At 66.0% G+C, this 25,308-nt stretch carries 26 protein-coding genes; 13 read left to right on the forward strand and 13 right to left on the reverse strand.

Annotation, left to right across the window (positions count from 1 at the left end; genetic code table 11):
• Positions 1-201 precede the first annotated feature (201 nt).
• Positions 202-1,308, reverse strand: coding sequence for a LacI family DNA-binding transcriptional regulator (locus QM590_RS18165; protein ID WP_068053785.1), 1,107 nt, complete (start codon positions 1,306-1,308; stop codon positions 202-204).
• Between the two features lie 142 nt (positions 1,309-1,450).
• Between QM590_RS18165 and QM590_RS18170 the strand changes: the two genes are divergently transcribed.
• Genes QM590_RS18170 through QM590_RS18195 form a run of 6 tightly spaced genes read left to right on the forward strand, consistent with a single transcriptional unit; the run spans position 1,451 to position 6,426 of the window.
• A complete protein-coding gene (locus QM590_RS18170) occupies positions 1,451-2,464 on the forward strand; it encodes a metal ABC transporter solute-binding protein, Zn/Mn family (protein ID WP_269595883.1) in 1,014 nt (337 codons plus the stop codon).
• Positions 2,465-2,495: 31 nt separating this feature from the next.
• Complete coding sequence (locus QM590_RS18175) at positions 2,496-3,329, forward strand: metal ABC transporter ATP-binding protein (RefSeq protein WP_094640928.1); 834 nt, start codon at positions 2,496-2,498, stop codon at positions 3,327-3,329.
• Entirely contained in the window at positions 3,326-4,204 is an 879-nt protein-coding gene (locus tag QM590_RS18180) for a metal ABC transporter permease (RefSeq protein ID WP_068053774.1), read from the forward strand. The genes QM590_RS18175 and QM590_RS18180 overlap by 4 nt, the downstream gene beginning before the upstream one ends.
• A gap of 10 nt (positions 4,205-4,214) precedes the next feature.
• Positions 4,215-4,973 carry a LamB/YcsF family protein gene (locus QM590_RS18185; protein WP_269595884.1) on the forward strand — a complete coding sequence of 253 codons (759 nt, stop codon included), beginning with the start codon at positions 4,215-4,217 and terminating at the stop codon, positions 4,971-4,973.
• Positions 4,973-5,575: a 5-oxoprolinase subunit PxpB gene (pxpB, locus tag QM590_RS18190; protein ID WP_269595885.1), complete on the forward strand. Its 603-nt coding sequence runs from the start codon at positions 4,973-4,975 to the stop codon at positions 5,573-5,575. Before QM590_RS18185 ends, pxpB begins: the two co-directional genes overlap by 1 nt.
• Positions 5,572-6,426 carry a 5-oxoprolinase subunit C family protein gene (locus tag QM590_RS18195; RefSeq protein ID WP_269595886.1) on the forward strand — a complete coding sequence of 285 codons (855 nt, stop codon included), beginning with the start codon at positions 5,572-5,574 and terminating at the stop codon, positions 6,424-6,426. The genes pxpB and QM590_RS18195 overlap by 4 nt, the downstream gene beginning before the upstream one ends.
• Before the next feature lie 102 nt (positions 6,427-6,528).
• On the opposite strand, the gene rlmB is transcribed toward QM590_RS18195, so the two are convergent.
• From rlmB to QM590_RS18220, 5 genes are read right to left on the reverse strand one after another with little or no spacing between them, the layout of a single operon-like run.
• Entirely contained in the window at positions 6,529-7,512 is a 984-nt protein-coding gene (gene rlmB / locus QM590_RS18200) for a 23S rRNA (guanosine(2251)-2'-O)-methyltransferase RlmB (RefSeq protein ID WP_149406477.1), read from the reverse strand.
• A complete protein-coding gene (gene cysS / locus QM590_RS18205; RefSeq protein ID WP_269595887.1) occupies positions 7,512-8,927 on the reverse strand; it encodes a cysteine--tRNA ligase in 1,416 nt (471 codons plus the stop codon). The genes rlmB and cysS overlap by 1 nt, the downstream gene beginning before the upstream one ends.
• Before the next feature lie 23 nt (positions 8,928-8,950).
• Positions 8,951-9,415, reverse strand: coding sequence for a 2-C-methyl-D-erythritol 2,4-cyclodiphosphate synthase (gene ispF, locus QM590_RS18210; RefSeq protein ID WP_094640924.1), 465 nt, complete (start codon positions 9,413-9,415; stop codon positions 8,951-8,953).
• A complete protein-coding gene (gene ispD, locus QM590_RS18215; RefSeq protein WP_094670027.1) occupies positions 9,412-10,089 on the reverse strand; it encodes a 2-C-methyl-D-erythritol 4-phosphate cytidylyltransferase in 678 nt (225 codons plus the stop codon). The genes ispF and ispD overlap by 4 nt, the downstream gene beginning before the upstream one ends.
• A gap of 1 nt (position 10,090) precedes the next feature.
• Positions 10,091-10,579, reverse strand: a complete 489-nt coding sequence (locus tag QM590_RS18220) for a CarD family transcriptional regulator (protein ID WP_027494344.1) — start codon at positions 10,577-10,579, stop codon at positions 10,091-10,093.
• Between the two features lie 288 nt (positions 10,580-10,867).
• On the opposite strand from QM590_RS18220, the gene QM590_RS18225 reads away from it, so the two are divergent.
• The 3 genes from QM590_RS18225 (at position 10,868) to disA (ending at position 14,158) form a co-directional block, all read left to right on the forward strand.
• Positions 10,868-11,476, forward strand: a complete 609-nt coding sequence (locus tag QM590_RS18225; protein ID WP_068053749.1) for a copper chaperone PCu(A)C domain-containing protein — start codon at positions 10,868-10,870, stop codon at positions 11,474-11,476.
• 43 nt (positions 11,477-11,519) lie between these two features.
• Entirely contained in the window at positions 11,520-12,917 is a 1,398-nt protein-coding gene (radA, locus tag QM590_RS18230) for a DNA repair protein RadA (protein ID WP_269595888.1), read from the forward strand.
• Between the two features lie 155 nt (positions 12,918-13,072).
• The gene (disA, locus tag QM590_RS18235; RefSeq protein WP_068053740.1) at positions 13,073-14,158 is read left to right on the forward strand and encodes a DNA integrity scanning diadenylate cyclase DisA; all 1,086 of its coding nucleotides are present in this window, start codon (positions 13,073-13,075) and stop codon (positions 14,156-14,158) included.
• Here disA and QM590_RS18240 read toward each other — a convergent pair.
• From QM590_RS18240 to QM590_RS18250, 3 genes are all read right to left on the reverse strand, one after another.
• Positions 14,155-15,027, reverse strand: a complete 873-nt coding sequence (locus QM590_RS18240; protein WP_269595889.1) for an SCO6745 family protein — start codon at positions 15,025-15,027, stop codon at positions 14,155-14,157. The two genes, disA and QM590_RS18240, sit on opposite strands and share 4 nt — an antisense overlap.
• A gap of 15 nt (positions 15,028-15,042) precedes the next feature.
• On the reverse strand, positions 15,043-15,789 hold the full coding sequence (locus tag QM590_RS18245) for a hypothetical protein (protein ID WP_269595890.1): 747 nt from the start codon (positions 15,787-15,789) through the stop codon (positions 15,043-15,045).
• A 91-nt stretch (positions 15,790-15,880) separates the two neighbouring features.
• Positions 15,881-16,507 (reverse strand): carbonic anhydrase, encoded by a 627-nt coding sequence (locus QM590_RS18250; RefSeq protein ID WP_068053727.1) that lies wholly within the window; start codon positions 16,505-16,507, stop codon positions 15,881-15,883.
• 90 nt (positions 16,508-16,597) lie between these two features.
• On the opposite strand from QM590_RS18250, the gene QM590_RS18255 reads away from it, so the two are divergent.
• The gene (locus QM590_RS18255; RefSeq protein ID WP_269595891.1) at positions 16,598-17,482 is read left to right on the forward strand and encodes an HhH-GPD family protein; all 885 of its coding nucleotides are present in this window, start codon (positions 16,598-16,600) and stop codon (positions 17,480-17,482) included.
• A 7-nt stretch (positions 17,483-17,489) separates the two neighbouring features.
• On the opposite strand, the gene QM590_RS18260 is transcribed toward QM590_RS18255, so the two are convergent.
• Together QM590_RS18260 and QM590_RS18265 are read right to left on the reverse strand one after the other, a co-directional pair.
• Entirely contained in the window at positions 17,490-18,299 is an 810-nt protein-coding gene (locus tag QM590_RS18260) for an alpha/beta fold hydrolase (protein WP_269595892.1), read from the reverse strand.
• A 5-nt stretch (positions 18,300-18,304) separates the two neighbouring features.
• On the reverse strand, positions 18,305-19,042 hold the full coding sequence (locus QM590_RS18265) for an alpha/beta fold hydrolase (protein WP_269595893.1): 738 nt from the start codon (positions 19,040-19,042) through the stop codon (positions 18,305-18,307).
• 36 nt (positions 19,043-19,078) lie between these two features.
• Here QM590_RS18265 and QM590_RS18270 point away from each other — a divergent pair, with 36 nt between their 5' ends.
• The gene (locus QM590_RS18270; RefSeq protein ID WP_149406467.1) at positions 19,079-19,390 is read left to right on the forward strand and encodes an antibiotic biosynthesis monooxygenase family protein; all 312 of its coding nucleotides are present in this window, start codon (positions 19,079-19,081) and stop codon (positions 19,388-19,390) included.
• A gap of 6 nt (positions 19,391-19,396) precedes the next feature.
• Here the strand turns inward: QM590_RS18270 and QM590_RS18275 are convergent, their stop codons facing one another.
• Positions 19,397-21,709, reverse strand: coding sequence for a putative bifunctional diguanylate cyclase/phosphodiesterase (locus tag QM590_RS18275; RefSeq protein ID WP_269595894.1), 2,313 nt, complete (start codon positions 21,707-21,709; stop codon positions 19,397-19,399).
• A gap of 175 nt (positions 21,710-21,884) precedes the next feature.
• On the reverse strand, positions 21,885-22,322 hold the full coding sequence (locus QM590_RS18280) for an OsmC family protein (RefSeq protein ID WP_269595895.1): 438 nt from the start codon (positions 22,320-22,322) through the stop codon (positions 21,885-21,887).
• Between the two features lie 101 nt (positions 22,323-22,423).
• Here QM590_RS18280 and QM590_RS18285 point away from each other — a divergent pair, with 101 nt between their 5' ends.
• Together QM590_RS18285 and QM590_RS18290 are read left to right on the forward strand one after the other, a co-directional pair.
• The gene (locus tag QM590_RS18285; RefSeq protein WP_269595896.1) at positions 22,424-23,638 is read left to right on the forward strand and encodes a lipase family protein; all 1,215 of its coding nucleotides are present in this window, start codon (positions 22,424-22,426) and stop codon (positions 23,636-23,638) included.
• A gap of 175 nt (positions 23,639-23,813) precedes the next feature.
• A complete protein-coding gene (locus QM590_RS18290; RefSeq protein WP_269595897.1) occupies positions 23,814-25,139 on the forward strand; it encodes a serine hydrolase domain-containing protein in 1,326 nt (441 codons plus the stop codon).
• Positions 25,140-25,308: the final 169 nt, after the last annotated feature.

The following is a 25,308-nucleotide window of genomic DNA, read 5'->3' on the forward strand; positions in this document are numbered from 1 at the left end:
AGTCGGAACTGAATTACTCAGTCCAACTTCCGGGGAGCGGTGCACATACGTCTGACCGGTGCAGTGGTTCATTCACCCACTGGGGTCCGCTGCGTGGATGGCACCCTGCATACGTCTGAGCCGTGCAATGGTCCATTGACGCGAACTGGGGCGGGCGAACGGGGAGCGGGCGGGCGGGCGGCGAGGGTAGGCGACAGCTGCTCAGGCGATAGCGGGCGGCTGTTTCGGCGGCGGTCCTGCGGTTCGTCCGCGGAAGAGTTCGGTCGGCAGGGTTTCGGCGGCGACGATGCCCGAGTGCGAGGACGAGAGCACCAGTTTTCCTGCTCGACGGCCTTTTTCCTCGGCGTCCTGGCGCACGGTGGTGAGGTTTTCGCGGATGGCGTCGGAGATGCCGTCGAATCCGGTGACCGAGAGTTGGCTCGGCACATCGATTCCGGAGACCCGGGCGAAGTTGAGTGCACCGAGGGCGATGACGTCGGTGGTGCACAGCAGTGCGGTGGTTTCGCGGTTGGCCTGCAGTGCTTGGGCGGCGGCGGAGTGGCCGGAGCGAACGGTGTGGTCGAAGCGTTCGACGACGGTGAGGGTGTCGGGGTCGAGTCCGGCGTCGATCATGGCGGCCTGAACTCCGGCGATACGTTCGCGTTGGACGTGGAAGTGACTGTCCGCCAACCGCCCCGGGGGTACGACGCCATCGCGGCGGTCGCGTCCGAGCCGCATGCACAGTACCGCGAGGTGTTCGTGACCGAGCGCGATCAGATGTGCGGCAAGCATTTTCATCGCGCCGCGGTCGTCGATGGCGACGAGGGCGGCTTCGGGGATGTTGCGGGGCTGGTCGCACACGACGATCGGTAGGTGGCGCTCGCGCACGGCAGCGAGGTAGGGGTCGTCGTCGGCGACGGAGTAGACGACGAATCCGTCGACTCCGGCTTGTTGCACCACGGCAGCTGCTTGCACGTCGTCGCGTTCGGCTCCGGCGGGGATCAGCAGCAGGCCCTGTCCGGCGGCTTCGCAGGATTCGGCGAGTCCGGCGAGGAAGCTCATCGCGGCTGGGTCGCGGAAGGAGTAGCTGAGCGCTTCGGTGAGGAGCAGCCCGATGGCGCCTGCTTTACGGGTGCGCAACGATCGGGCGACCGGGTCGGGGCCGGCGTAGCCGCGGCGTTTCGCGGCCTGGAGCACGCGTTCGCGAAGCTCCGGGGAGAGCTGATCGGGTCGGTTGTAGGCGTTCGAGACAGTGGTGCGAGAAACCTTGAGCTCGGCAGCGATCGACGCCAACGTCGCCTGACGTCGCGGTTCGCTTGACCTGGCCATAACCGGGACGTTAGTCCCACAACGCGGCGCAGAGAAACTCGAGGTCGCGTTCATCCGATTCGATCCGCCACCCCACTGCGCGCTAGAGTACAACGGTAACGGTTTCCATTAGCGTCAAGTTCCGCTCATCAGGAGTACATCGATGTCGTCCATCCATCGCGCGTCCCGGACCAAGTTCACGGCCGTACTGGGCCTGACCTGCGCCGCAGCGCTCACGCTCAGCGCGTGCAGCTCCACCGAATCCGCCAGCACCGAATCCGCACCGGCCACCGCCGTCGACGGACCGATCACGATCGTTGCATCCACGAACGTGTGGGGAAGCGTCGCCGAGGCAGTCGCAGGCGACCTGGCGACAGTGACGTCGATCATCTCCGATCCCTCTGCCGACCCGCACTCCTACGAGGCCAGCCCGGCCGATGCGGCCGCCGTCGCCGAGGCGTCGCTGGTGGTCTACAACGGTGGCGGCTACGACGAGTTCATCGAGGACATCCTCGCCTCCGAGGGCCAGAACGTACCGTCCGTCGACGCTTTCACGCTGCTCGACGACAGCCATGATCACTCCTCCGACGAGCCCACCTCGGAAGCAGCAGCCGAACCGGCGAGCGAGGACGGCCATTCACACGGTGAGGTCAACGAGCACGTCTGGTACAACGCCGAGGTCGCCGCGCACACCGCCGAGGAGATCGCCGAGAAGCTCGGTCAGCTCGACCCCGACAACGCCGCGCAGTACACCGCCAACGCCGAGACCTTCCACGAGCAGGTGCACGCCATCACCGATGTGACGGCGCAGATCGCCGCCGATTTCCCGAACGCACCGGTGGCGCAGACCGAGCCGATCGCGCACTACCTCATCGAGGAATCCGATCTCGACGATCGCACTCCCGAGGACTTCAAGGACTCCATCGAGGAAGGCAACGATCCTTCGCCCGCTTCCATCGCTGCGACGCGAGATCTGTTCACGTCGAACTCGGTTCGCGCGTTGATCTACAACATCCAGACCGAGGATGCCGTCACCCAGGACATCCGTTCCACCAGCGAGGCGGCCGGCATCCCCGTCGTCGAGGTCACCGAAACGCTGCCTGCCGGCATGACGTACCTCGAATGGCAGACCAAGGCTGCAACGGATCTGCAGGCCGCGCTCACCACCGCCTCCTGACCCGAACCGGCGTGATGGAAAGCTGTAGTACATGCCTGCTGTAGAACTGCGCGATGCCGGACTGGCGTTCGGCGAGCGCACGCTGTGGCAGAACCTGGACCTGACGGTCGAGAAGGGTGAGTTCGTCGCCGTTCTCGGCCCCAACGGCTCGGGTAAGACCTCGTTGCTCAAGGTGTTGCTCGGCCAGAATCACCTCACGTCCGGCACGGCCGCGATCGACGGCAATCCCGTCCGTCGCGGCCAGTCGGGCGTCGGTTACATCCCCCAGCAGCGCAACATCGACGACGATCTGCCGCTGCGCGGACGCGACCTCGTGGGCCTCGGCTGGGACGGCCATCGGTGGGGCATGGGCCTGCGCGGCATACGAAGGCGCAAGGAGACGGTGCAACGAGCGATCGATCAGGTCGACGCCAATTCGTTCGCGGGTGCGCCGGTCGGCTCCATGTCCGGCGGTGAGCAGCAGCGACTGCGCATCGCCCAGGCACTCGTCGGCGATCCGTCGGTACTGCTGTGCGACGAGCCCCTGCTCAGCCTCGATCTCGCCAACCAATCCCTGGTCTCGAGCCTCATCGATCGCCGACGGCGGGAGCACGAGACCGCCGTGTTGTTCGTCACCCACGAGATCAACCCGATCCTCCCCCTCGTCGACCGCATCGTCTACATCGTCGACGGCCGATTCCGCATCGGAACTCCCGAGGACGTCATGACCACCGAGGTCCTCTCGGAGCTCTACGGCACCGAGGTCGAGGTGCTGAAGGTCCGCGGCCGGCTCATCGTCGTCGGAACCGGCGATTCCATCGATGCGCTCGGCTCGGCCGGCGCACACCACCCACCCGTGCCGCACGACAGAGAAGACAAGGCATGAACGAGAAGGTTCTCGACGCATTCTCGAAGATGCTCGACTTCGACACCACCGCCAACCTGCTGACATACGACTTCGTCCAGCAGGCACTCATCGCCGCCGCCATTCTCGGGCTGCTCGCCGGTGCCCTCGGACCGTTGATCGTCAGCCGCCAGTGGGCGTTCGCCGTGCACGGATCCAGCGAACTCTCGCTCACCGGTGCGTCCGCAGCCCTGCTCGTCGGAATCACGGTAGGCCTCGGAGCCATCGTCGGATCCGTTGTCGCAGCGGTGATGTTCGCGCTGCTCGGCAGCAAGGCCCGCGACCGCGACTCGGTCATCGGCGTCATCATGTCCTTCGGCCTCGGCCTGTCGGTGCTGTTCATCTGGCTCTACCCCGGCCGAACCGGCACCAGCTTCTCGCTGCTCATCGGCCAGATCGTCGGCGTCGGACAGAGCGGTATCCAGCTGCTGCTGGTCTGCGCGGTGTTGGTACTGATCGTGCTGACCGTCGTCTACCGGCCGCTGCTGTTCGCCAGCACCGACCCCGAGGTGGCGCTGGCCCGCGGCGTTCCCGTCCGCGCCCTCTCGGTGGTCTTCGCCGTACTCGTCGGCGTCGCTTGTGCACTGGGCGTCCAGATCGTCGGCGCACTGCTGGTGCTCTCGCTGCTCATCACCCCGGCTGCCGCTGCCGCGCGAGTGACGGCCAGCCCGCTCAAGGCGACTCTGCTGTCCATTCTGTTCGCCGAGGTCGCCGCCGTCGGAGGCATCCTGCTCTCCCTCGCCCCGGGCCTGCCGGTGTCGACGTTCGTCACCACCATCTCCTTCGTCATCTATCTCGTCTGCCGCGCGATCGGCGGAACCCGCAAGGCCAATTCCGGACGGCTCGTCGCCGCCTAGGATGTCGAGGGTGACGTCCATCGATCTCAACGCCGATCTCGGCGAAAGCTACGGTGCATGGACTCTCGGCGACGACGACGCGATGCTCGCCCTGGTGTCGAGCGCCAACGTTGCGTGCGGCTTCCATGCCGGTGATCCCACCACTCTGCTGAGTACGTGCCGTTCGGCCTCGAACGCAGCCGTGCGGATCGGGGCGCAGGTGGGCTACCACGACCTGGCCGGGTTCGGCCGACGCTTCCTCGACGTCTCCCCCGCCGACCTCACCGCGGACGTGATCTATCAGATGGGTGCACTCGACGGTCTCGCCCAGGTCGCCGGATCGGCCATCGCCTACGTCAAACCACATGGGGCGCTGTACAACGCGATCGTGCACCATCACGGCCAGGCCAAGGCCGTCGTCGACGCCGTCCTCGCCTACGACCCCACGCTGCCGGTACTGGGGCTCCCCGGTTCGATCTTCCTCGAAGAAGCCGAGCGAGCCGGACTACGCACCGTCGCAGAGGCTTTCGCAGACCGCGCCTACACCCCACAAGGCACGCTGGTCTCGCGCTCGGAACCCGGCGCAGTACTGTCCGGTCCCGACGCCGTCGCCCAGCGCGTGTTGACCATGATCACCGACGGCACGACCCGGGCGATCGACGGCTCGCGAATCGATGTCGCGGCCGAATCGATCTGCCTGCACGGCGACTCCCCCGACGCGGTCGCGATGGCCACTGCCGTCTCGGAGTTGCTCCGCGCCAACGACATCGATATCACCGCTTTCGTCTGATGCACATTCTCTCAGCCGGCGAGGGTGCAGCACTCGTCGAATTCGACGGACTGAACGAGACGATGGCGTATTACCGTGCGCTCACGCTGGACCCACCGGCCGGCGTCGTCGATCTGGTTCCCGCTGCTCGGACCGTGCTGGTGATGTTCGACGGGCCGAAGCAACCGATACTGGACTGGATCGCGGCAGTGACACCCGCCGCGACGCCCGATGGAGATCACTCGGAGACCGTCACGATCCCGGTGGTCTACGACGGCGAGGATCTCGACGACGTCGCCCGTCTGACCGGGCTGTCCACCACGGACGTCGTTGCGGCACATATCGATCAGACGTGGACCGTTGCGTTCGGCGGCTTCGCGCCCGGCTTCGGCTACCTCGTCGGCACCGATGAGCGGCTACACGTCCCGCGCCGCTCGTCGCCGCGCACCAGCGTCCCTGCCGGTTCGGTGGGCCTGGCAGGCGAATTCTCGGGCATCTACCCGCGGTCCTCGCCGGGCGGTTGGCAGCTGATCGGCCGCACCGACACACCACTCTGGAACCTCGACCGCGACCCACCGGCACTGCTCCGACCCGGCACCACCGTCCAATTCGAGCAGGCATGAGAGCCCTCACCGTTCTGCAGACGGGACCGCTGTGCACCGTGCAGGATCGCGGTCGCCCGGGGCATGCGTCGATCGGGGTCGGACGCTCGGGCGCGGCAGACCTGCTCTCGCACGATGCAGCGAACAGGCTGGTGGGCAACACTTCCGACGCCGCAACGCTGGAAGTGACGTTCGGTGGACTGAAGGTCCGCGCCGAGTTCGACGCGATCGTGGCCGTCACCGGGGCGCAGGTGACCTGCCGAGTGGACGGCACAGAACAGGGGCTGTTCTCGACCATCACATTCCGTGCCGGGCAGGTACTCGAACTGTCTGCGCCCACAAGCGGTCTGCGCAGCTACCTGGCCGTGCGGGGCGGGATCGACGTTCCTACCGTCCTCGGCAGTCGGTCGACAGACACGATGTCCGGTCTCGGCCCGGCTGTGGTCTCCCCCGGTACCGCCCTGCCCGTCGGGAACGACAAAGCCGAGTGGCCTGCAGCAGAGTTCGTTCCACCGCCCGCGTGGCCCGACACACTGCGCATCACCTTCGGTCCACGTGCAGACTGGTTCACTGCACGCGCCCGATCGCTTCTGCTCGAGCAGTCGTGGACCGTCACGCAGGATTCCGATCGCGTCGGGATCAGGCTGGACGGTGCCGAACCCTTGCGCCGCACGAGAGACGACGAATTGGCCAGTGAGGGAATGGTTCTGGGTGCACTTCAGGTTCCGCCGTCCGGGCAGCCGGTGCTGTTCCTCGCCGACCACCCCGTCACGGGCGGTTATCCGGTGATCGCGGTTGTCACTGCGGCAGACGTCTCCGCACCCGCGCAGCTGACGCCGGGAACGCAGATACACTTCCGCGTTATCGGTTGATTCCAGCCGCACACAACCTCACACCCCTTTTCTCGACCTCACACATCCATTCAAGCGATAGCAGGGATATGAGGTTTGCAGAAAGGGTGTGAGGTTCGCGCTTCAGCCCCGACGCTGCCGGGCGATGTCGGCCAATACGACGCCCGCCGCGACGGATGCGTTGAGCGATTCCACCGGTCCGGCCATCGGGATCGACAGGATGTGGTCGCAGGTCTCGCTGACCAGACGCGAGAGGCCCTTGCCCTCGGATCCGACGACGATGACCACTGGGCCCTTGCCGTCGAAGGTGTCGAGTTCGGTGTCGCCGCCTGCGTCGAGGCCGACGACGGTGACGCCCTTGGACTGCCAATCCTTCAGTGTGCGAGTCAGATTGACTGCGCGGGCAATCGGAAGCCGAGCTGCGGCACCGGCACTGGTTCGCCATGCCACTGCGGACACGCTCGCGCTGCGTCGCTGCGGGATCACGACGCCGTGGCCGCCGAACGCCGCCACCGATCGCACGACGGCACCCAGGTTGCGCGGGTCGGTGATGTTGTCGAGCGCGACGAGCAGCGCGGGTTCCTGGTGCGTGCGCGCGTTCGAGATCAGGTCGTCGGGGTGCGCGTAGCGATACGGCGGCACCTGCAGAGCCAGGCCCTGGTGCAATCCGTTGGCGCTGAGCTTGTCCAGATCGGAGCGGGGAACTTCGAGGATGGAGATCCGCGCATCGCCTGCACGCTGCACGGCCTCCTTGAGTCGATCGTCGCTGTCGGTACCGACGGCAACCCACAGGGCCGTTGCGGGGACGCCCGCACGCAGGCACTCGACGACCGGGTTGCGACCGAGCACTACCTCGGGACCGTCTTCGGCCTTACGTCCGGCCGGTCGTCCACCCGCGCGGCCACCGGTGGTGCCGCCGCGGTTCTGCGCAGACTTCTCGGCGAGCTTGGCCCGACGCGCGGCGGGATGCTTGGTGCGCTCGGAGGCGGGAGGCGTCGCGCCGCGGCCTTCGAGACCCTTCCGGCGCTTGCCGCCCGATCCGGCGACCTGCCCCTTCTTGGTGCCGTCCTTGCGGATCGCGCCGCGCCTACTCGAATTGCCTGCCATCACGAACCTGCTTCGTCGGTCTTGCTCGTACCCAGCGACCATTCGGGCCCGTTGGGTGTATCTGTCACGTCTACTCCGGCCTTGGCCAGTCTCGTCCGTATCTCGTCTGCGGCGGCCCAGTCCTTGGTCGCCTTCGCCGTTGCCCGACGCTCCAGCTCGGCCTCGACGAGGACGCCGAGCGCACCGAGAGCTGCCGCGTTGGAACCACTGTCGCTGGCCCAGTGCGGATCGAGTGGGTCGACACCGAGGATGTCGAGCATCGCCCGGACGCTACCTGCGTACTCCACCGCGGCCGGTAGGTCTCCGGATTCGAGTGCGGTGTTGCCGAGAGTGACGGTCGCGTGAATCTCGGCCAACGCCTTGGGAACTCCGAGGTCGTCGTCGAGAGCTTCGGCAAATCCGGCGGTCCACTTACCCAGCGGCACCTCGCCTGCACGTTCGACGGCTCGTCGAACGAACCCTTCGATACCCCGGTAGGTCACGGCCGCCGTTTCGAGCGCAGTGTCGGAGTACTCCAGCATCGAACGATAGTGCGCTCCACCGAGATAGAACCGAAGTTCTTGCGGCCGAACCTTTTTCAACACATTGGGTACCGAGAGCACGTTGCCGAGAGACTTCGACATCTTCTCGCCGCCCATCGTCACCCAGCCGTTGTGCAGCCAGTACCGAGAGAAGCCGTCACCGGCCGCCATGGACTGGGCCCGCTCGTTCTCGTGGTGCGGGAACACCAGATCCAGTCCACCGCAGTGGATGTCGAAATCCGAACCGAGGTAGTTCTCCGCCATCGCGGAGCATTCGAGGTGCCAGCCGGGCCGACCGGGGCCCCACGGCGTCGGCCACGACGGCTCGCCCGGTTTCGCGCCCTTCCAGAGCGTGAAATCGCGAGGGTCGCGTTTGCCCTCGGCGACGCTCTCGCCCTGGTGCACGTCGTCGAGCTTGTGGCCGGACAGCGCGCCGTAGCTCGGGAAGCTCTGCACGTCGAAGTAGACGTCACCGCACTCGTCGGCGTAGGCATGGCCGCGTTCGATCAGTCGCTCGATCATCTGGACCATCTGGGTGATGTGCCCGGTGGCGCGTGGCTCGGCCGACGGTGGAAGCACTCCGAGTCGGTCGTACGCCCAGGTGAAGGACCGCTCGTACGTCGCAGCCCATTCCCACCACGGCCGGCCCGCGTCGCGTGCCTTGTTGAGGATCTTGTCGTCGATGTCGGTGACGTTGCGAACGAAGGCGACGTCGTAGTCGTGGGCGAGCAACCAGCGACGCAGTACGTCGAACGCGACACCGCTGCGCACGTGACCGATGTGCGGTTCGCCCTGCACCGTCGCCCCACACAGGTACACCGATGCATGGCCAGGGACCAAGGGGGTGAATTCCCGCAGGGCCCTCGTCTCGGTGTCGTGTAGGTGAAGGGTCACGACCAGCAATGCTACCGGTGGTTTTACCTCGTCATGACAAGTGCGGTCGCGATGGCCGCGATTCCTTCGCCCCGACCGGTCAGCCCGAGCCCGTCGGTGGTGGTCGCAGACACCGATACCGGCGCACCGAGTACCCGCGAGAGCACTTCCTGGGCCTCGGCGCGGCGCGGTCCGATCTTGGGCCTGTTGCCGATGATCTGCACCGCAGCGTTGCCGATCGCGAATCCATCGGCGTCGAGCAGGCGTTTGACCTCGGTCAACATGGCAGCTCCGCTGACCCCGTCCCATTCCGGACGCCCCGTCCCGAACACCGATCCGAGATCACCCAGTCCGGCCGCGGAGAGCAACGCGTCGCACAGGGCGTGGGAGGCGACATCGCCGTCGGAATGCCCGTCGAGTCCGTCCGCGTCGTCGAACAGCAGTCCGGCCAGCCAACAGGGCCGGCCGGGGGCGATGGGGTGCACATCGGTACCGATGCCGACTCTCATGAATCGCCCCTCGTCAGAGCCTCGGCCAGCAGCAGGTCGAGGGGGGTGGTGATCTTGAACGCGAGGGCGTCACCGACGATGGTGTGCACGGTCTCGCCGATGCGCTCGACCAGGCCCGCGTCGTCGGTGGAGATGTCGGTGGTCGCGTCGTACGCGCGGCGCAGGACGTCGGCGTCGAAGCCCTGCGGGGTCTGTACCGAGCGCAGGCTCGCGCGGTCCGGGGTACCCACCACTGCGCCCATGATGTCGACTTCCTTGATGGTGTCGACGACCGGGAGAACCGGGATGACGGCAGAGCGGCCGGCGCGCACCTCGGCCACGACGCGGGCGATCAGCGTCGGTGGGGTGAGGGCGCGGGCGGCATCGTGGACGAGAACGACGGCTGCGTCGCCGACGGCGGCGAGACCGGCGCGCACCGAATCGGTGCGTTCGAGGCCACCGGCCACGACGGTGACGTCGTCGCCGACATGACGGCGGGCCGCGTCGAGCAACTCGGCCGGCACGATGACGACGATGCGGTCTACGGCACCCGACGCCCGGAGGCCGTCGACGGACCGCGTCAGGAGAGAGTCCGTACCCAGACAGACGAATGCCTTCGGCTCGTCGTATCCGAGCCGAAGGCCTTTGCCTGCTGCGGGTACCAGGGCGACCACGTCGCCGGAAGTACCGTTCACTCTAAGAAGCTGTAGCGAGAACTTCGTCGAGCATGGTGTCGGCCTTGGCCTGGTCGGTTCCTTCGGCCAGTGCCAACTCGCCGACCAGAATCTGCCGTGCCTTGGCGAGCATGCGCTTCTCGCCTGCCGACAGTCCGCGGTCCTGCTCGCGTCGCCAGAGATCACGGACGACCTCGGCAACCTTGTTCACATCACCGGAAGCGAGCTTCTCCAGGTTGGCCTTGTACCGGCGCGACCAGTTGGTGGGCTCTTCGGTGTGCGGCGCGCGGAGCACCTGAAAGACTTTGTCGAGACCTTCTTGCCCGACGACGTCGCGAACGCCTACGTACTCTGCGTTGTCCGCGGGAACTCGAACGGTGAGGTCGCCTTGCGCGACCTTGAGAACCAGATACTCTCTCGGTTCACCCTTGATGGTGCGTGTCTCTATCGCTTCGATCAGCGCCGCTCCGTGATGGGGGTAAACGACGGTGTCTCCGACCTTGAAAATCATGTGACAAGTGCCCCTTTCGATTTATCCAGAATACCACGGCCCATATCAACGGTGCAGGTCAGGGGCATAGCGGTGCCGAATCAGGGGTTGACACAGAGGATTCGACGTGTATCCGACGCCACATTTTCGGTCGGTTCGTTCCACTGTCTCCACTCCCGACAGGCACCCTCACCTGGCGTCATCGGGCCGTCGGCAGACCCCACGAGCGGCCGGTGGACCAGAACTACTACTCTGCCTAGTGGACGAGAAGGACCGAGCCGGCCCGGCACCACATGGAGGACGACCGAAGTGACTGCAATCGACGCTGCGACACCGCTTGGCCGCCATCGCAGGACGGCCGCCGCCCTCGCTCTTCTCGCCGGTGGCGCGCTCGCCCTCACCGCGTGCGGCGCAGGTCAGATCTCCCAGACGGCCACTCAGGTCGCCGCGGTCAACGGTAACTCCGCCGACGTCGGAGACATCCAGCTCCGCAACGTGCACGTGGTGTACCCCACCTCCGAGGAATACAGCATCGAGCCCGGCGGCACCGTCGAGCTCGGCTTCACGGCCATCAACGCCAACACGAGTGTGGCCGACGAGCTGACCGGCATCTCCTCCCCCGAGGCACAGGTCACCATCGTCGACGAGGCGGAAGCGGGCAGCAACGAGATCGCTCCGCAGACCGCGCTCGGCGCAGGTTCGCCCGCGGACGTGCAGCTCGACGATCCGCTGCTGCCGATCCAGCTGATCAAGGTCGAGATGGCCGACATCTCCGAGAACGTTCGACCGGGCCTGACGCTGCCGGTCACGTTCGAGTTCGCGAACGCGGGCGAGGTCGTCGTCAACGTTCCGGTCGATGCCGGTATCGAACTCGAGCGCGACCCGTCCGCGGTCACCGAGCACAGCGAAGGCGAATAACCGCCTCCCCGATCCTGTCGGTGCCCATCGTTAGGCTGCCGACGTGGTCAAACTGAAGTCGAGCTACCGCTGCTCCGCGTGCCGTCACTCGGTCTCGAAGTGGGTCGGTCGCTGTCCCGAATGCGGTGACTGGGGCTCGATGGAAGAGGTCCAGGCCACTGCGGCTCCGCTCGCGACGCGGGCAGGCGCATCGTCCCTCCGCTCGGGCGGCGGAGCCATGATTCCCAGCACGCCCGCTGCGGCTCTGACGACCATCAGCAGTGCCACCTCGCAGGCCAACACCACCGGGATCGACGAGTTCGATCGCGTGCTCGGTGGCGGCCTCGTTCCCGGTTCGGTCGTCCTCCTTGCCGGCGAACCCGGAGTCGGCAAATCGACGCTGCTGCTCGAGGTGGTGCACCGATGGGCCCGCTCGGCACCGGATCGACGCGCGCTCTACGTCACGGGCGAGGAGTCGGCGGGGCAGGTGCGGTTGCGTGCCGATCGCACCGGCGCGGTACACGAACGCGTCTTCCTCGCCGCCGAATCCGATCTCGCCACCGTCTTCGGCCACGTTGAGCAGGTCAAGCCCAGCCTGCTGATCGTCGATTCGGTCCAGACGATGCTGGCCGCGGACGTCGACGGCGTCATCGGCGGCGTCACCCAGGTTCGCGCCATCACCAGCGCGTTGACCACGCTGGCCAAGACCACCGGCGTCGCGGTACTGCTCGTCGGGCACGTCACCAAGGACGGCGCGGTGGCCGGTCCGCGATCTCTCGAGCATCTCGTCGACGTGGTGCTCAACTTCGAGGGCGACAAGCACTCCACCCTGCGGATGATTCGGGGCGTCAAGAACCGGTTCGGAGCCTCCGACGAGGTGGGTTGTTTCGAGCTCCGCGAGACCGGCATCGTCGGCATCAGCGATCCGTCCGGATTGTTCCTGCATCATCGAAACGACGCCGTGCCCGGCACTGCCGTCACCGTCACGATGGACGGCAAACGGCCGCTGTTGGCCGAGCTGCAAGCGTTGATCGTCGACACCACGATGCCGTCGCCCCGGCGCGCGGTGAGCGGGCTCGATCACGCCCGCGTGGCGATGATCCTGGCCGTGCTGGAACGTCGATGCGGCGTCAAGGTGTCCAAGGCGGAGGTCTACGCGGCGACGGTCGGTGGTATGCGCACCAGCGAACCGTCCGCCGATCTCGCACTGGCCGCGGCGGTGGCCTCGGCGGTTCGCGATCAACCACTTCCCGCGGGCATGGTGATTCTGGGCGAGGTCGGCCTGGCCGGAGAGGTGCGCCGCGTCGCCGGGCTGGGTCGCCGTCTCGCCGAGGCCGCCCGATTGGGGTTCAACTACGCCATCGTCCCCGAGGACGCCGGTCCCATACCCGACGGCATCAAGGTCAAGACCGTCACCAACGTCGGCGAGGCGTTGACCTACACGCGTATGCGCCCCGTATGACACCGGGCGGTATTCTTCGTCCGACCGCCCGCGTGTAGCAGCGCAGTATCCTTTGTCTGCCTGCCTGCACGTGGCAGCGCAGTACTCTTTGTTCGCACGCACAGAAATCCGCAGCCCGAGCCGTAGCCGCTGCCAAGACACGAGGGGGTTGGCCGATGGAGGGCACCACGCCGTCCCCAGCGTTGCGCGAGACCATCGCCCGGCTCGCACCGGGAACCGCACTGCGCGACGGTCTCGAGCGAATTCTGCGCGGCCGCACCGGCGGGTTGATCGTCCTCGGATACGACGACGAGGTCGAGGCAATCTGCGACGGCGGGTTCGAGCTCGATGTCGAGTTCGCCCCCACCAGGCTTCGCGAATTGTCGAAAATGGATGGCGCAGTGGTGCTTTCGACCGACGGCAAGCGCATCGTCCGATCCAACGTCCAGCTGGTCCCCGACCACAAGATTCCCACCGTCGAATCCGGTACCCGGCACCGCGCCGCCGAGCGAACCGCCATGCAGACCGGCTATCCCGTCGTCTCGGTGAGCCAGTCGATGAGCATCGTCAGTGTCTACATCGGTGGCATCAGGCACGTCGTGGAAGGCTCGGCGACCATCCTCTCGCGCGCCAATCAGGCCGTCGCGACTCTCGAACGCTACAAGGCCCGGCTCGACGACAACACCCGTCAACTCTCGGTGGTGGAGATCGAGGATTTCGTGACCCTGCGCGACGCCCTGACCGTCGCGCAGCGCCTCGAGATGGTGCGGCGAGTCTCGGTGGAGATCGAGCAGAACGTCCTCGAACTCGGCACGGACGGCCGCCAGCTCGCCCTTCAGCTCGAAGAGTTGTTGGGCGACAACGACGTCGATCGCCAACTGATCGTGCGTGACTACCTGGCCGGCAACGAACCGTCGAGCACCACCGGAGTGGAGAAGGCGCTCGCCGCACTGGACAAGCTGACCGACGTCGATCTGCTGGATCTGACGACGCTAGCCCGCGCGTTCGGATATCCCGCGACCATAGAGGCCCTCGACACCCCGATGAGCCCCCGTGGGTACCGGGTACTCACCCGAGTTCCGCGGTTGCAGTTCAGCCAGATTCACCGACTGGTCGGCGCGTTCGGCACTCTGCAGGGGTTGCTCGCGGCCACCGCAGCCGACCTGCAGTCCGTCGACGGTATCGGTGGACTCTGGGCTCGCCACATCCGCGAAGGCCTGTCCAGACTCGCCGAGGCCTCGATCTCGGGACCCTACGACTAGGACGCCTTCTTCGTTCCGGGGAGGAAGCCTGCGTCGATCACGGCCTTCACGTACGGTCGTGCGCTGGTGATCAACTGATCGGCGTCCTCGACGTCTCGCCATACGGCCGACGCCATGACGTCGGTCCTATCCTCGATGTGCCGATCGAGAGCGAGTCCGTCCTCGGTCAACGTCTCGCCCTCCGCCGAGATGGTGAGCAATCCGCGAGTGGCGAGTCGTTCTGCAGCAGAGCCCCATTCGCTCTCGGACCACTGCCTGGTCAGCTGCGTGATGCGCTTGCCGAGTGCCCGACGGCCGGGCTGCGGGGTCGTGCGGTCGGCCTCGTGGAAGACGGCGGCTTCCGTCGGGTCGAGTTCTGCGTCGATCAAGGCGGCGAGGTGACCGTCGCCGCGCCACTCGCGTAGGACGGTGATCGAGTGCCAGAGCGCGAGATGCGGCACGTCGGGGTGCTCGGCCGCATGCCACGCTGCGGCGAGTGGCCGACCGGCGAACGAGGCTGCGTCGCCGATGACGCGGAGACGATCTGCGAGCGTGGCCAGTCCGGGGTCGGCGGCAAGTGAACCCAGCGCGGTGCCGAGGACGGAGTCGAGCAGCGTCCACCGGCGATTCGACACCGAGTCCAAACCGACGGCAACAGCGGCCGGCCAGGCGCGTTCGATGAGCACCGGGTTGAAGTTGTAGAACGCCGCTGCTACGACACTCGGCGCACACGGACCCATCGGGGCTGCCCGAGCCCCGACGTACCAGGCATGACCGTCGAGGCCGGTGTCCTCGTATGCCGCACCCAGTTCAGGGTTGAAGTACGCGGTGACGTGGAAGGGCTCGAATGTCTTGTAGGCGGAGCGGGCGAGTGCGGTCGAGGTGGTCATGAGATTCGACCGTACTCAGCCGGTGATGTTGAAGGGCTCCGGCACGCTCTTGAGCTCGCCGAGCTGGGCGATCGCCTGGTAAGCACCGACGCCGACGGGAATGCGCTCTTCGCCGCAGCCGGGTACCGAGTTGGTGCCGGACCACTTGACGGTGAAGCCGGCCTGCTCGCCGGGCTTGAAGGTACGAAGGTCCGACGCGGCGTTGGGGAAGCAATCGACGTTGGACCAGATGCGCTGGTTGTCGAGGGTGTAGACGAGCGCCTGCTGCAACCCGGCACCGACGTCACGCTGGCATTCGGTGGAGCCGATGTTGGTGATGACCACGGTGAACACGGGCTCTTCACCCAGACGGTACGTGGCCTTCTCCGGCGTCACCTTGATTGCGAGCGATTGATCCGGGCACTGGTTGGAGATCACCGGGGCCGGAGCGCCGCTGGTCGTTGCAGCCGCTCCGCCACCGGCAGCGGAGTCGGTCGCCCCACCGGAGCCACCGGAGTCGCCGGATCCGCCAGCACCGTCGCCGGAGCCGCCCGAACCGCCGGAATCGGCGTCGGCGGCAGACGAGCTGGGTGACGGCAGGGCCGAAGTCGTTGCCGGAGCCGCAACGACGCCCGCGGGAGCAGCCTCGGTGTCGTCGGAACCGCCACTGAGCGAGGCGATGAACCACACAATCAGTCCGAGGACGACAACGGCCGCACCGATGGCGAGAGCGCGGCGTCGCCAGTAGATTTCGGGAGGCAAAGGCCCGGTCGGTTCCAACACGAATCAACCGTATGCGGCCGGAGCCACGCTATCCCTGAGCCCACGCGGCGTGTCGCGTGGGCGACCTCACCGATGTTGGGTTCGAGCCGGTTCAGGCGGGCATTTCGCCGATGTCGCCGATGACCTCACGCAACTGCGCATGACCCTTCGACAGCTGGTAGGTGAGGCCGACGATCGCGAGTTCCCCGGCTTCGACCTTCTCGGCGACGATCCGCGAGCGCTGCATCAGCAGATTGCCGGTCTCCTCGACGTGGCGTGCCTCGAACTCGTCGACGGCCTGGTAGCCGTCGCGGCGGGCCGAGAGCACCGACGGGGTGACGCGTTCGACGACGTCGCGGATGTAGCCGCCGGGCACGTCACCACTCTCGAGGGCGTCGACGGTCGCCTTGACTGCACCGCAGTGATCGTGGCCGAGCACCACGATCAGCGGCGCGTTCAGCACAGCAACGCCGTACTCGATGGAGCCGAGCACCGCGGAGTCCACCACATGACCGGCGGTGCGCACGACGAACATGTCGCCGAGGCCCTGGTCGAAGATGATCTCGGCAGCAACACGCGAGTCGGCGCAGCCGAAGAGGATGGCACTGGGGTGCTGAGCACTCTCGAGGCGGGCACGATCCTCGATGCCCTGCGACGGGTGCAGGACCTCTCCGGAGACAAACCGTTGGTTGCCTTCCTTGAGGGACTTCCAGGCAGCGATCGGATTCGAAGCAGGCATGAGTCTCATTGTGCACGTGGATCGAGTTACCGGCGAGTCGGGTTGACTACTGTTGGGACCGATCACAGACACGACGAGAAGGGCGACCAGGTGCCGATCGATGCCGACGCTCTGCTCGGGTGGTTCGACACCGACGGACGCGACCTGCCGTGGCGACGACCCGGTGTCAGCGCATGGCAGATCCTGATGAGCGAGATCATGCTGCAGCAGACGCCGGTGGTGCGGGTCGCGCCCATCTGGGAGCAGTGGGTGCAGCGTTGGCCGGTCCCGTCTGCGATGGCCGCGTCCTCTCAGGCCGAGGTGCTCCGCGCGTGGGGCAAGTTGGGCTATCCGCGTCGAGCACTGCGGTTGCACGAGTGCTCCCGCGTGCTCGCCGAGGAGTACGGCGACGAGGTGCCCGGAGACGTCGAAACACTGTTGGGCCTGCCGGGCATCGGGGCCTACACCGCGCGCGCAGTGGCGTGTTTCGCCTACGGGCAGCGAGTTCCGGTGGTCGACACCAATGTTCGACGCGTCGTCGCGCGTGCGTTGCACGGCAACGCCGAGCCTGGAAATCCCTCCAAGACAAGGGATCTCGCCGACGTCGAACAGCTGCTCCCGGAGAGCGTCCCGCGGGCCGCCCGCTACTCGGCGGCGTTGATGGAACTGGGCGCACTGATCTGCACGGCCAAGAATCCGGCTTGCCTGCTGTGCCCGCTCCCCGAGTGCGCCTGGATCGAGGCCGGCAGGCCCGCGCACACCGGGCCGGCCAAGAAGGTCCAGAAGTTCGCAGGCACGGATCGTCAGGTTCGAGGCAAGCTCATGTCGGTGCTACGCGAGAGCACCGGCCCCGTCGAGCGGGCACAACTCGACATCGTCTGGCCCACCGACCCGACTCAACGCGACCGAGCTCTCGATTCACTGCTGACCGACGGCTTGATCGAACAAACGGAGTCGGGATTGTTCGCCCTCGCAGGTGAGGGTTCGGACGGCTGAATCTTTCCTACTGAGCGAGAAATTCGACGAGAGTCGCGTTGACGGCGTCGGGGCGTTCGAGGTAGCCGAAATGACCGGTATCGGCGATTTCGACGTATCGAGCACCAGGTATAGCGTCGGCGACGTCGCGGCACTGCTGCACGGGGATCATGCGGTCGTCGGCGAATCCGATCACCAGAGATTTCGCCCTGATTGCCCGGTATGCAACCAATCGGTCTGTCCCCGCTCGCATTTCGAGTCCGATCTGCGCTCGCATGCCCGCCGTCTTCTTGCCGCCCGAGTATTCGAGGATCGCCAGCCAGTCACCGATCGCGCTGTCGTCGGCCAGCGTCTTGGGCGAGAAGTTCTGCATTGCAGTCATCGCAGCCCGGTACGACGCGGGTAGTTCGACCCCGGCGTCGTGAAGGTCCTTCTCGCCCTTCGACATCTGCGCACGAAAGGTGGTGGTCTTGCCGAACGTGGCCATCATCACTGCATGCGACACCAGATCCGGCCTGGCCAAGGCCAATTCCTGGGTGACGCGGGCACCCATGGAGGTGCCGACGACGCGTGCTGCGCCGCCACCGAGGTGCTCGACGAGGGCAGCGGTGTCTGCGACCAGGTCGTCGAGTGTCATCCCGCTCGCACACTCGGAAGACGGTGCGATACCGCGATTGTCGAACGTGACGACCCGGTACCCCTGCTTCACCAGGACGGGGACCTGATGGGTTCGCCAGACTCGTCCCGGGCTACCGGTGCCCATCACCAACACCACGAGCGGGCCGTCGCCGGTGACGTCGTAGTTGAGGTCGATTCCGTTGAGCTTCGCGAGCGGCATTCGGATCATCTTAGTGCGCGCAGGAACTCCTCGACCGCCGTGCGATACCGCTGGGGAGCCTCGTCGTGAATCAGGTGGGCCGCCTTCTCGATCCGAATGTGAGTCGATCCGGGCTTGTCCGAGTGCATCTGCCGCATCTGACCGACCGGGGTGATGGTGTGCTCACCTTCGATCAGCAACACCGGAGCGGTGACGGCCTCCCACTCGTCCCAGAAGTGCCGCGTCCCCCATTCCTGCGAGATCGACTCGAAGAAGTCCACCTCGCCGTGCAATCGCCAGCCGTCTTCGCTGCGAACGAAAGAGTCCAGAAAATACTGTCCCGCAACATCTCCGAAGAATGCGAGTACTGCGTCGGCGTCGGGAAAGGGCTGGGGCCAGGCCCGCATCATGGTGGCCCAGTCGTCTGCGGTGCGGCCCCGAAAATCCGGGGCGATGTCCTCGACCACGAGCCCAGTCACCAGGTCCGGTCGCTGCGCGGCTGCACACCACCCGTGCAGCGCGCCCATCGAATGACCGATCAGCACGCTGGGACCCAGCCGGTCGAGATGCTCGAGCAGGTCGGCCACGAAGTACTCGGTGCTGGGCTCCGGCGGCGGAGGCCGACGATGCCCCGGTGCGTCGTAGGAGTGCACGTGCCCGAATTCTCGAAGCCAAGGAACCTGTCTACGCCACGTGGCAGCACTGCCCATCAGCCCGTGCAGCAGCAGAATCGAACGGCCGGATCCACCCTCGTCGTAGAGCATCACCGCCGAGCATAACGGCGGAGTAATCTCGCGAGCATGGCCATTGTGAAGATCAATGCGATCGACGTACCCGAGGGCGCAGGCCCCGAACTCGAGAAGCGCTTCGCCGCGCGCGCCGGGTCGGTCGACGGCTCCCCCGGCTTCCTCGGGTTCCAACTGCTGCGGCCGGTCAAGGGCGAAACGCGCTACTTCGTCGTCACCCAGTGGGAGGACGAGGAGTCGTTCCAGGCGTGGTCGGCAGGACCGTCGCGGGAGGCTCATGCCGGTGCCCGTTCCCCGAAGCCGGTGTCGTCCGGAGCGTCGCTGCTCGAGTTCGAGGTCGTATTGGACGTGCCTGCTTCTTCGTGAAGCCGCTCAGATGTGTTGGCGCGCGAGCTTCCACTCGAGTTTCGTCGGCATCTCCGAATCCAGTTTTGCCACGGCATCGGCCAGGAACTCAGCGGGCATCGGTCTTCCCAGGAAGTAGCCCTGGGCACCGTCGCAGCCGAGTTCGCGAAGCGCATCCAGTGTGCCCGCGTCCTCGACCCCCTCTGCCATGACCCGTACCCCGAGGCTTCGAGCCAGGTCGATGGTCGAGCGCACGATCGACGCGTCGGTGTCGTCGGTATTCATCTTCGACACGAACGAGCGGTCGATCTTGAGAGTCTGCACCGGCAGACTCTGCAGATAGGCCAGCGAGCTGTAGCCGGTGCCGTAGTCGTCGATCGCGATGGTGACGCCGAGGCCACGCAGAGACGTCAGCGCATTCACCGAACGCACCGGATCGGTCATCGCAGTCGTCTCGGTGACCTCGAATTCCAAGGCATGAGCGGGAACCGCGTATTTCGCCAGCGCTGCTGCGACCTGCTCGGTGAGTGTCTCGTCGAGCAGGTTTCTCACCGAAAGATTCACCGACACAGACAGATCGACACCGCGTCGACGCAATTCGCTGCACTGCGCCAACGCCTCGTCCAGCACGAGCGCGGTGATGGCGGGCAACATGCCGGTGCGCTCGGCGTCGGGCAGAAACATCGAGGGTCCGATCAGGCCCTCACGCGGGTGCTGCCACCGCAGCAACGCCTCGACGCGGTCCACGCTGCCGGATTCCAGATCCAGGCACGGCTGAAAGAACACTCGAAGCTGGTGGTCACGAATGGCTGTGTCGAGTTCACCCAGCAACCGCATCTGATCGTGGCGGTCGCGATCCATGTCGGGCTCGTAGCGGCCGACTCGAGTGTGGCCGGCCTTCGCGGCCGTCAACGCCACGTGGGCGCGCTGAAGCATCGCCTCACCGTCGACCGGATTGGCCTCCGGATTCTCGATGCCGCTTCGACTCACGTCCGGCTCCTCGGTCGACGCGATTCCGACGACCGCGTCGAGCGCAACGTTGATGTCGTGCACGAACATCGTTCTGCTGACTGCGAATTGGAGCCGCTCAGCGGTATCCGACACGTCGATCTGGGCGGGACGCCGACGCATGGCGACGACGAACTGATCTCCACCGAGCCGACCCACCAGGTCATCGGATCGCACCGATGCGACCAGACGGTGACCGATCTCGCGCAGCACACTGTCTCCCACGCTGTACCCGAAGGTCTCGTTGATCTGGGCGAAGCGATCGATGTCCACCACGAGCGTGAAGACTTCCGACTCACCACGCGTGGCGAGCATCGTGTCCAACCGCTCTCGGAGCAGCCGCCGACTGGCCAGTCCCGTGACCGCGTCCGTGCGAGCCACGTCCTCGAGCACTGCGGCCTGCAGGCGCAGCGTGGTCAGGAAGCACGCCATGCGGCACCCGACGAGGGCGATGACCAAGGCCGACGAGGCCACGATCACCCAACCCCACTGATCGACGGGTATCCCTCGGGCCAACTGAACAGCCATCACGAAGGGCGTCACAGCGACCGCGACACTGAGTCCGAGAAATCTCACGCGCCCGAATCTGAACGGGCTGGACCGGTCCACACGCGAGACCGTTCTTTCCGGAATGTGCAGGGCGATCACCCCGAAACACACGTAGGCCGCCAGCCACAGCGTGTTCAGGAGAGTCGAACGGTAGAGCTCGTGGCTGCCGACCGCCGCATAGGACGCGAAATCGGCTGCCACGAGCAACACCACTCCCGCCGTGGCTGCCAGGAACGGCACCGTGGTCGCACGGGTCAGCAGGTACAGACTGCCGACGAGCGTCAGCAGAAATGCGTCGACGGTGAGGTAGATCGTGGCCGGCCACAGTTCCAGCGCCGACGAGAACGACCACGACGAACCGTCGGAGATGACGAAGACCCAGGTGGCGAGGCCGAAGCCGACTGCAACCACCAGACATTCGAGAAGCTCCTCGATCCCGAACACGAGCCCGTTCTCGTCGGCGGCTCGGGCGAAGCCGATGGCGATCACCAGATAGCCGATCAGGTAGAAGACGTCGGACGAGGAGAACGTCGGTACTCGCCCGCCGCCGACCTGCGCCATCGACACCAACGCGTCGCCGATGCCCCAGGAGCCGACACCGACGGCCATGTACTTCCAGGTCCGCTTGTCCGGACCCGGTTCCCGACGGTAGCGGTACACGAACGCAGCGACTGTGGCCAGGAGCACGATTGCGTACAACGCACTCTGGGGTATCCCCGCGGGGGCTATCGCGTACGCCGCGACTGCGAGAACACCGAGGCCCAGGAAGCGCGTCCACAACATGGTGGGGCTGATCCTTCCTAGGCCGGTCGGTGCATACCCCGAACGTACGCATCAGCCGATCGAACCCGACGTTTGATCACGATTCGTTGCTGACCCACCCTGCAGATGGGTCGAGAAACGAACTATTTCAAACCTGACGATTGTTCGCCAGTCTCACTTCGGGCGATTTGTCCGTTCAGCCCTCGAGAGCCGCGTCCAGTGTGATGTCCACGCCGGTGAGAGCCTTGCTGACAGGACAAGTTTCTTTTGCCGCCTGAGCTGCTTTCGCGAAGCCGTCGGCGTCGAGACCCTCGACCTCGCCCCGCACGGTCAGCTTGATGCCGGTCAGCTTGAAACCCGGCTCGTCGGGCCCCAGCGAGACATCGGCGGTGACCTCGAGGCTCTGCGGGGTGCCGCCCGCCTCCGCTATCAAAGCCGACAACTGCATCGCGTAGCAGCTCGAATGAGCCGCGGCGATCAGTTCCTCGGGACTGGTGGTGCCGTCTGAGTTCTCGGCGGCGCGCTTGGGAAACGACACATCGAAAGTCGCTGCGCCGGAACTGGACAGCTCCACCTGACCGGAACCCTGTTCCAGCGTTCCGTTCCAAGCTGTGCGTGAGGTGCGAGTTGGCATCGAACCGAATCCTTTCGTTGTCGACCCTGTGTAGGCCTGTTTCTCAGGCTAACGTCAGCGGGGTGACCGGGCTACCGAGTGCGAGGATGTCGACACGACGGGTGCGACAAACGAAAAAGTTCTCACGCACGGCGACGATCGCGGCAATCGCGATGCTGTCGATCGTCGGATTCTCGACGCCGACGGCCGAGGCAGGCCCTCTGACGGACTTCTACGACGCGCCGGTGGCGACGGTCGGCACCGCGCCGCCCGGCGAGGTGCTCCGAACCCGGCCGGTCAACTCACCCAAGGGGTTCGGACTCGGATTCGACATCGAACGCATTCTCTATAGCTCCACCGACACCCACGATGACCCCATGGTCGTCTCCGGCTATTCGATGACACCCACGGCTCCGTGGACCGGCCCCGGACCGCGGCCGGTGATCGCCTATGCGCCCGGCACTTCCGGGATGGCGGACCGCTGCGCCGGTTCGGTAGTTCTCGGGACAGTCGGCTCGTCACCGGCCATCCTGCCGCTTCTGCTCGCCGGATATCGCGTCGTCGCAACCGATTACCAGGGCCTGGGCACCCCAGGCGGACACACGTACCTCAACCGAATCGCCTCGGGCCGAGCTCTGCTCGACGCCGCCAGAACCGCAGACGATGACGCCCCCGTGGTGTTGTTCGGTTACTCGGAAGGCGGATTCGCGTCGGGGGCCGCTGCCGAACTCGCCGCCACCTATGCCCCGGAGCTCAGCATCCGGGCAGCGTATGTCGGTGCGCCACCGGCAGATCCGACGCTCAACATCGACACACTCGACAACACCGGCCTCGGCAGCGCCGTGCTCTTCGCCGTCGATGGAATGATCAATGCCTACCCGGATCGGGCGGACAGCATCCGCAGCCTCTTCGACTCCGACGGAATCGCCGCACTCGACGCCGCACAGAACTGGTGTACCACCGACCCCGCGGCCGCCGCGACAGTGCGCACGACCGAACTGACCCGCGACGGACGACCCCTCGACGATCAACTGAGCAACCCGGTTCTGGCCGACATCATCGAGACCAACACCGTCGGGCGCATCGCCCCTGTCATGCCGGTGTACCTCTCGCACGCAGTCGAGGACGACACCGTGCCGATCGAGCAGAGCCGCACCCTGCTTCGACGCTGGAGCGATCTGGGTGCCGACATCACCTACCGCGAATACGACCTCCCGGCCATACCGGTCGAGGGCGCGAACCACCTGCCCGGAGCTCTCGCGGCCTACTCCGACGTGATGCCCTGGATCGCCGGGCTGATTCACGCAGGAGTGGAGCCTGCAGGAACGACCCGGTAGGCAGGAGTGGAGCCTGCGGGAACGACCCGATAGGCAGGAGTGGAGCCTGCAGGAACGACCCGATAGCCAGGAGTGGAGCCTGCAGGAACGACCCGATGGGCAGGAGCTGATCTCAGGTGTGAAATCAGGGTGATCACCGAGGCGTCGGCCACGATGAGGTTGGTTCACTCCAACCATGCGCATCGTCCACGCCCTGCTCACCGTTGCAGCAGTCCTTACTGCGGGCTCCCCCACCCCACCGGATCCCGGCATGGCGTCGGACATCCAGGTTGTCGCCGAGGAACTCGGGTTGCCGGGGGTTGCGTTCCGCGTCGTCTCCGAGGACGAGGTGTTGGAGGACGTCGAGTACGGGGTGGACGGGGACGGGGTGCCGATCGACGAGAGCACGCCGTTCGTGTGGGGTTCGGTATCGAAGTCGGTGACGGCGGCGACGGTGTACTCCCTCGCCTCGCAACATCGTCTCGATCTGAGTAGAACCGTGAATTCGATTCTCCCGGAGGTCGATTCGATCGTCCCCGGCGATGTCACGATCGACGACCTGATCCACCACACCAGTGGACTCCCCCACGAGGTATCCGAACTGGACGTGTGGGGACGTTTCGAGCGAGCGCTCGACGTCGTCCCCACCCTGGACGTCACCGTCGGCGACCGCGGCACCTTCCGCTACTCGAGCCTCAATTACCAACTGCTGCAGGCGATCGTCGAGAAGGTCACCGCCGAACCCTTCGCCGACGTCGTCGCCCGCGAGACCGGAATGCACACTGCCGGTGCCGTCACACCCGGCCACGTACCGTTCTTCACCTTCCCCCGCAGCATCGACACCGGCATCGACTCCGCGGGATTGGGCTACGGCTATCTGAGCGGATCCATCGACGAGCTCTCCCGCTATGCATCCAGGCAACTGGCCGCTCCGGCGTCGAACAGTTCGGATACGGTGCCGACGGGTTCGGGCACGGCGTACGGATACGGGTGGTACGTCGAAACGCTGCCCGACGGTACCGAGATGCGATGGCATTCCGGCGCGGTCCCTGGCTATTTCACTCACGTCGCACTCGTTCCGGAACGACACCTGGCTGTGGTGTTCGCGACCAACCGATACGGCGAACTCGATGCCGACAACCTTGCCTCCGCGGCCCGCTCCCTCGTACTCACCCGACTCGGTATCGACGAACCCCGCGCCGCCGGACTCGGTCTCTACGAGATAGCCCTGATCGGATCGACTGCACTCGCGATGTTGTTGGCGATATGTGCCGCGAGAACCCTGCTCGGATTCGGAGCCGCTCCCGGACGATGGGCACTCGCGCGTGTTCTGACTGCCCTCGGCGCAGGCGGACTGCTGTACTACTCACTGCCCGCACTCGCCGGAGCACCGATCTCGACCCTGGCCCGCTGGGCTCCTGACATCGCGCTGCTGTTCTGGATCCTGCTCGCCGAACTTGCTGTGATCGCTGTTGCCCTCGGCGCTCGGGTCTTCCGTCAATGGACCACTGCACACGTCTGAGCGGTGCAACGGTCCATTCACGCCCGACCACTACCTGCGTGAATGGACCGTTGCATACGTCTGGGCAGTGCAAGGGTCCATTGACGCGAACGGGGGACGCGCGAACGGTGAGCGAACACGCGACGGGCGGGCACACGACAACGGGCGACCCTCCGAAGAGGATCGCCCG

This window comes from Rhodococcus sp. IEGM 1372 (genome assembly GCF_030056835.1).
In the GTDB taxonomy this organism is placed as follows: domain Bacteria; phylum Actinomycetota; class Actinomycetes; order Mycobacteriales; family Mycobacteriaceae; genus Rhodococcoides.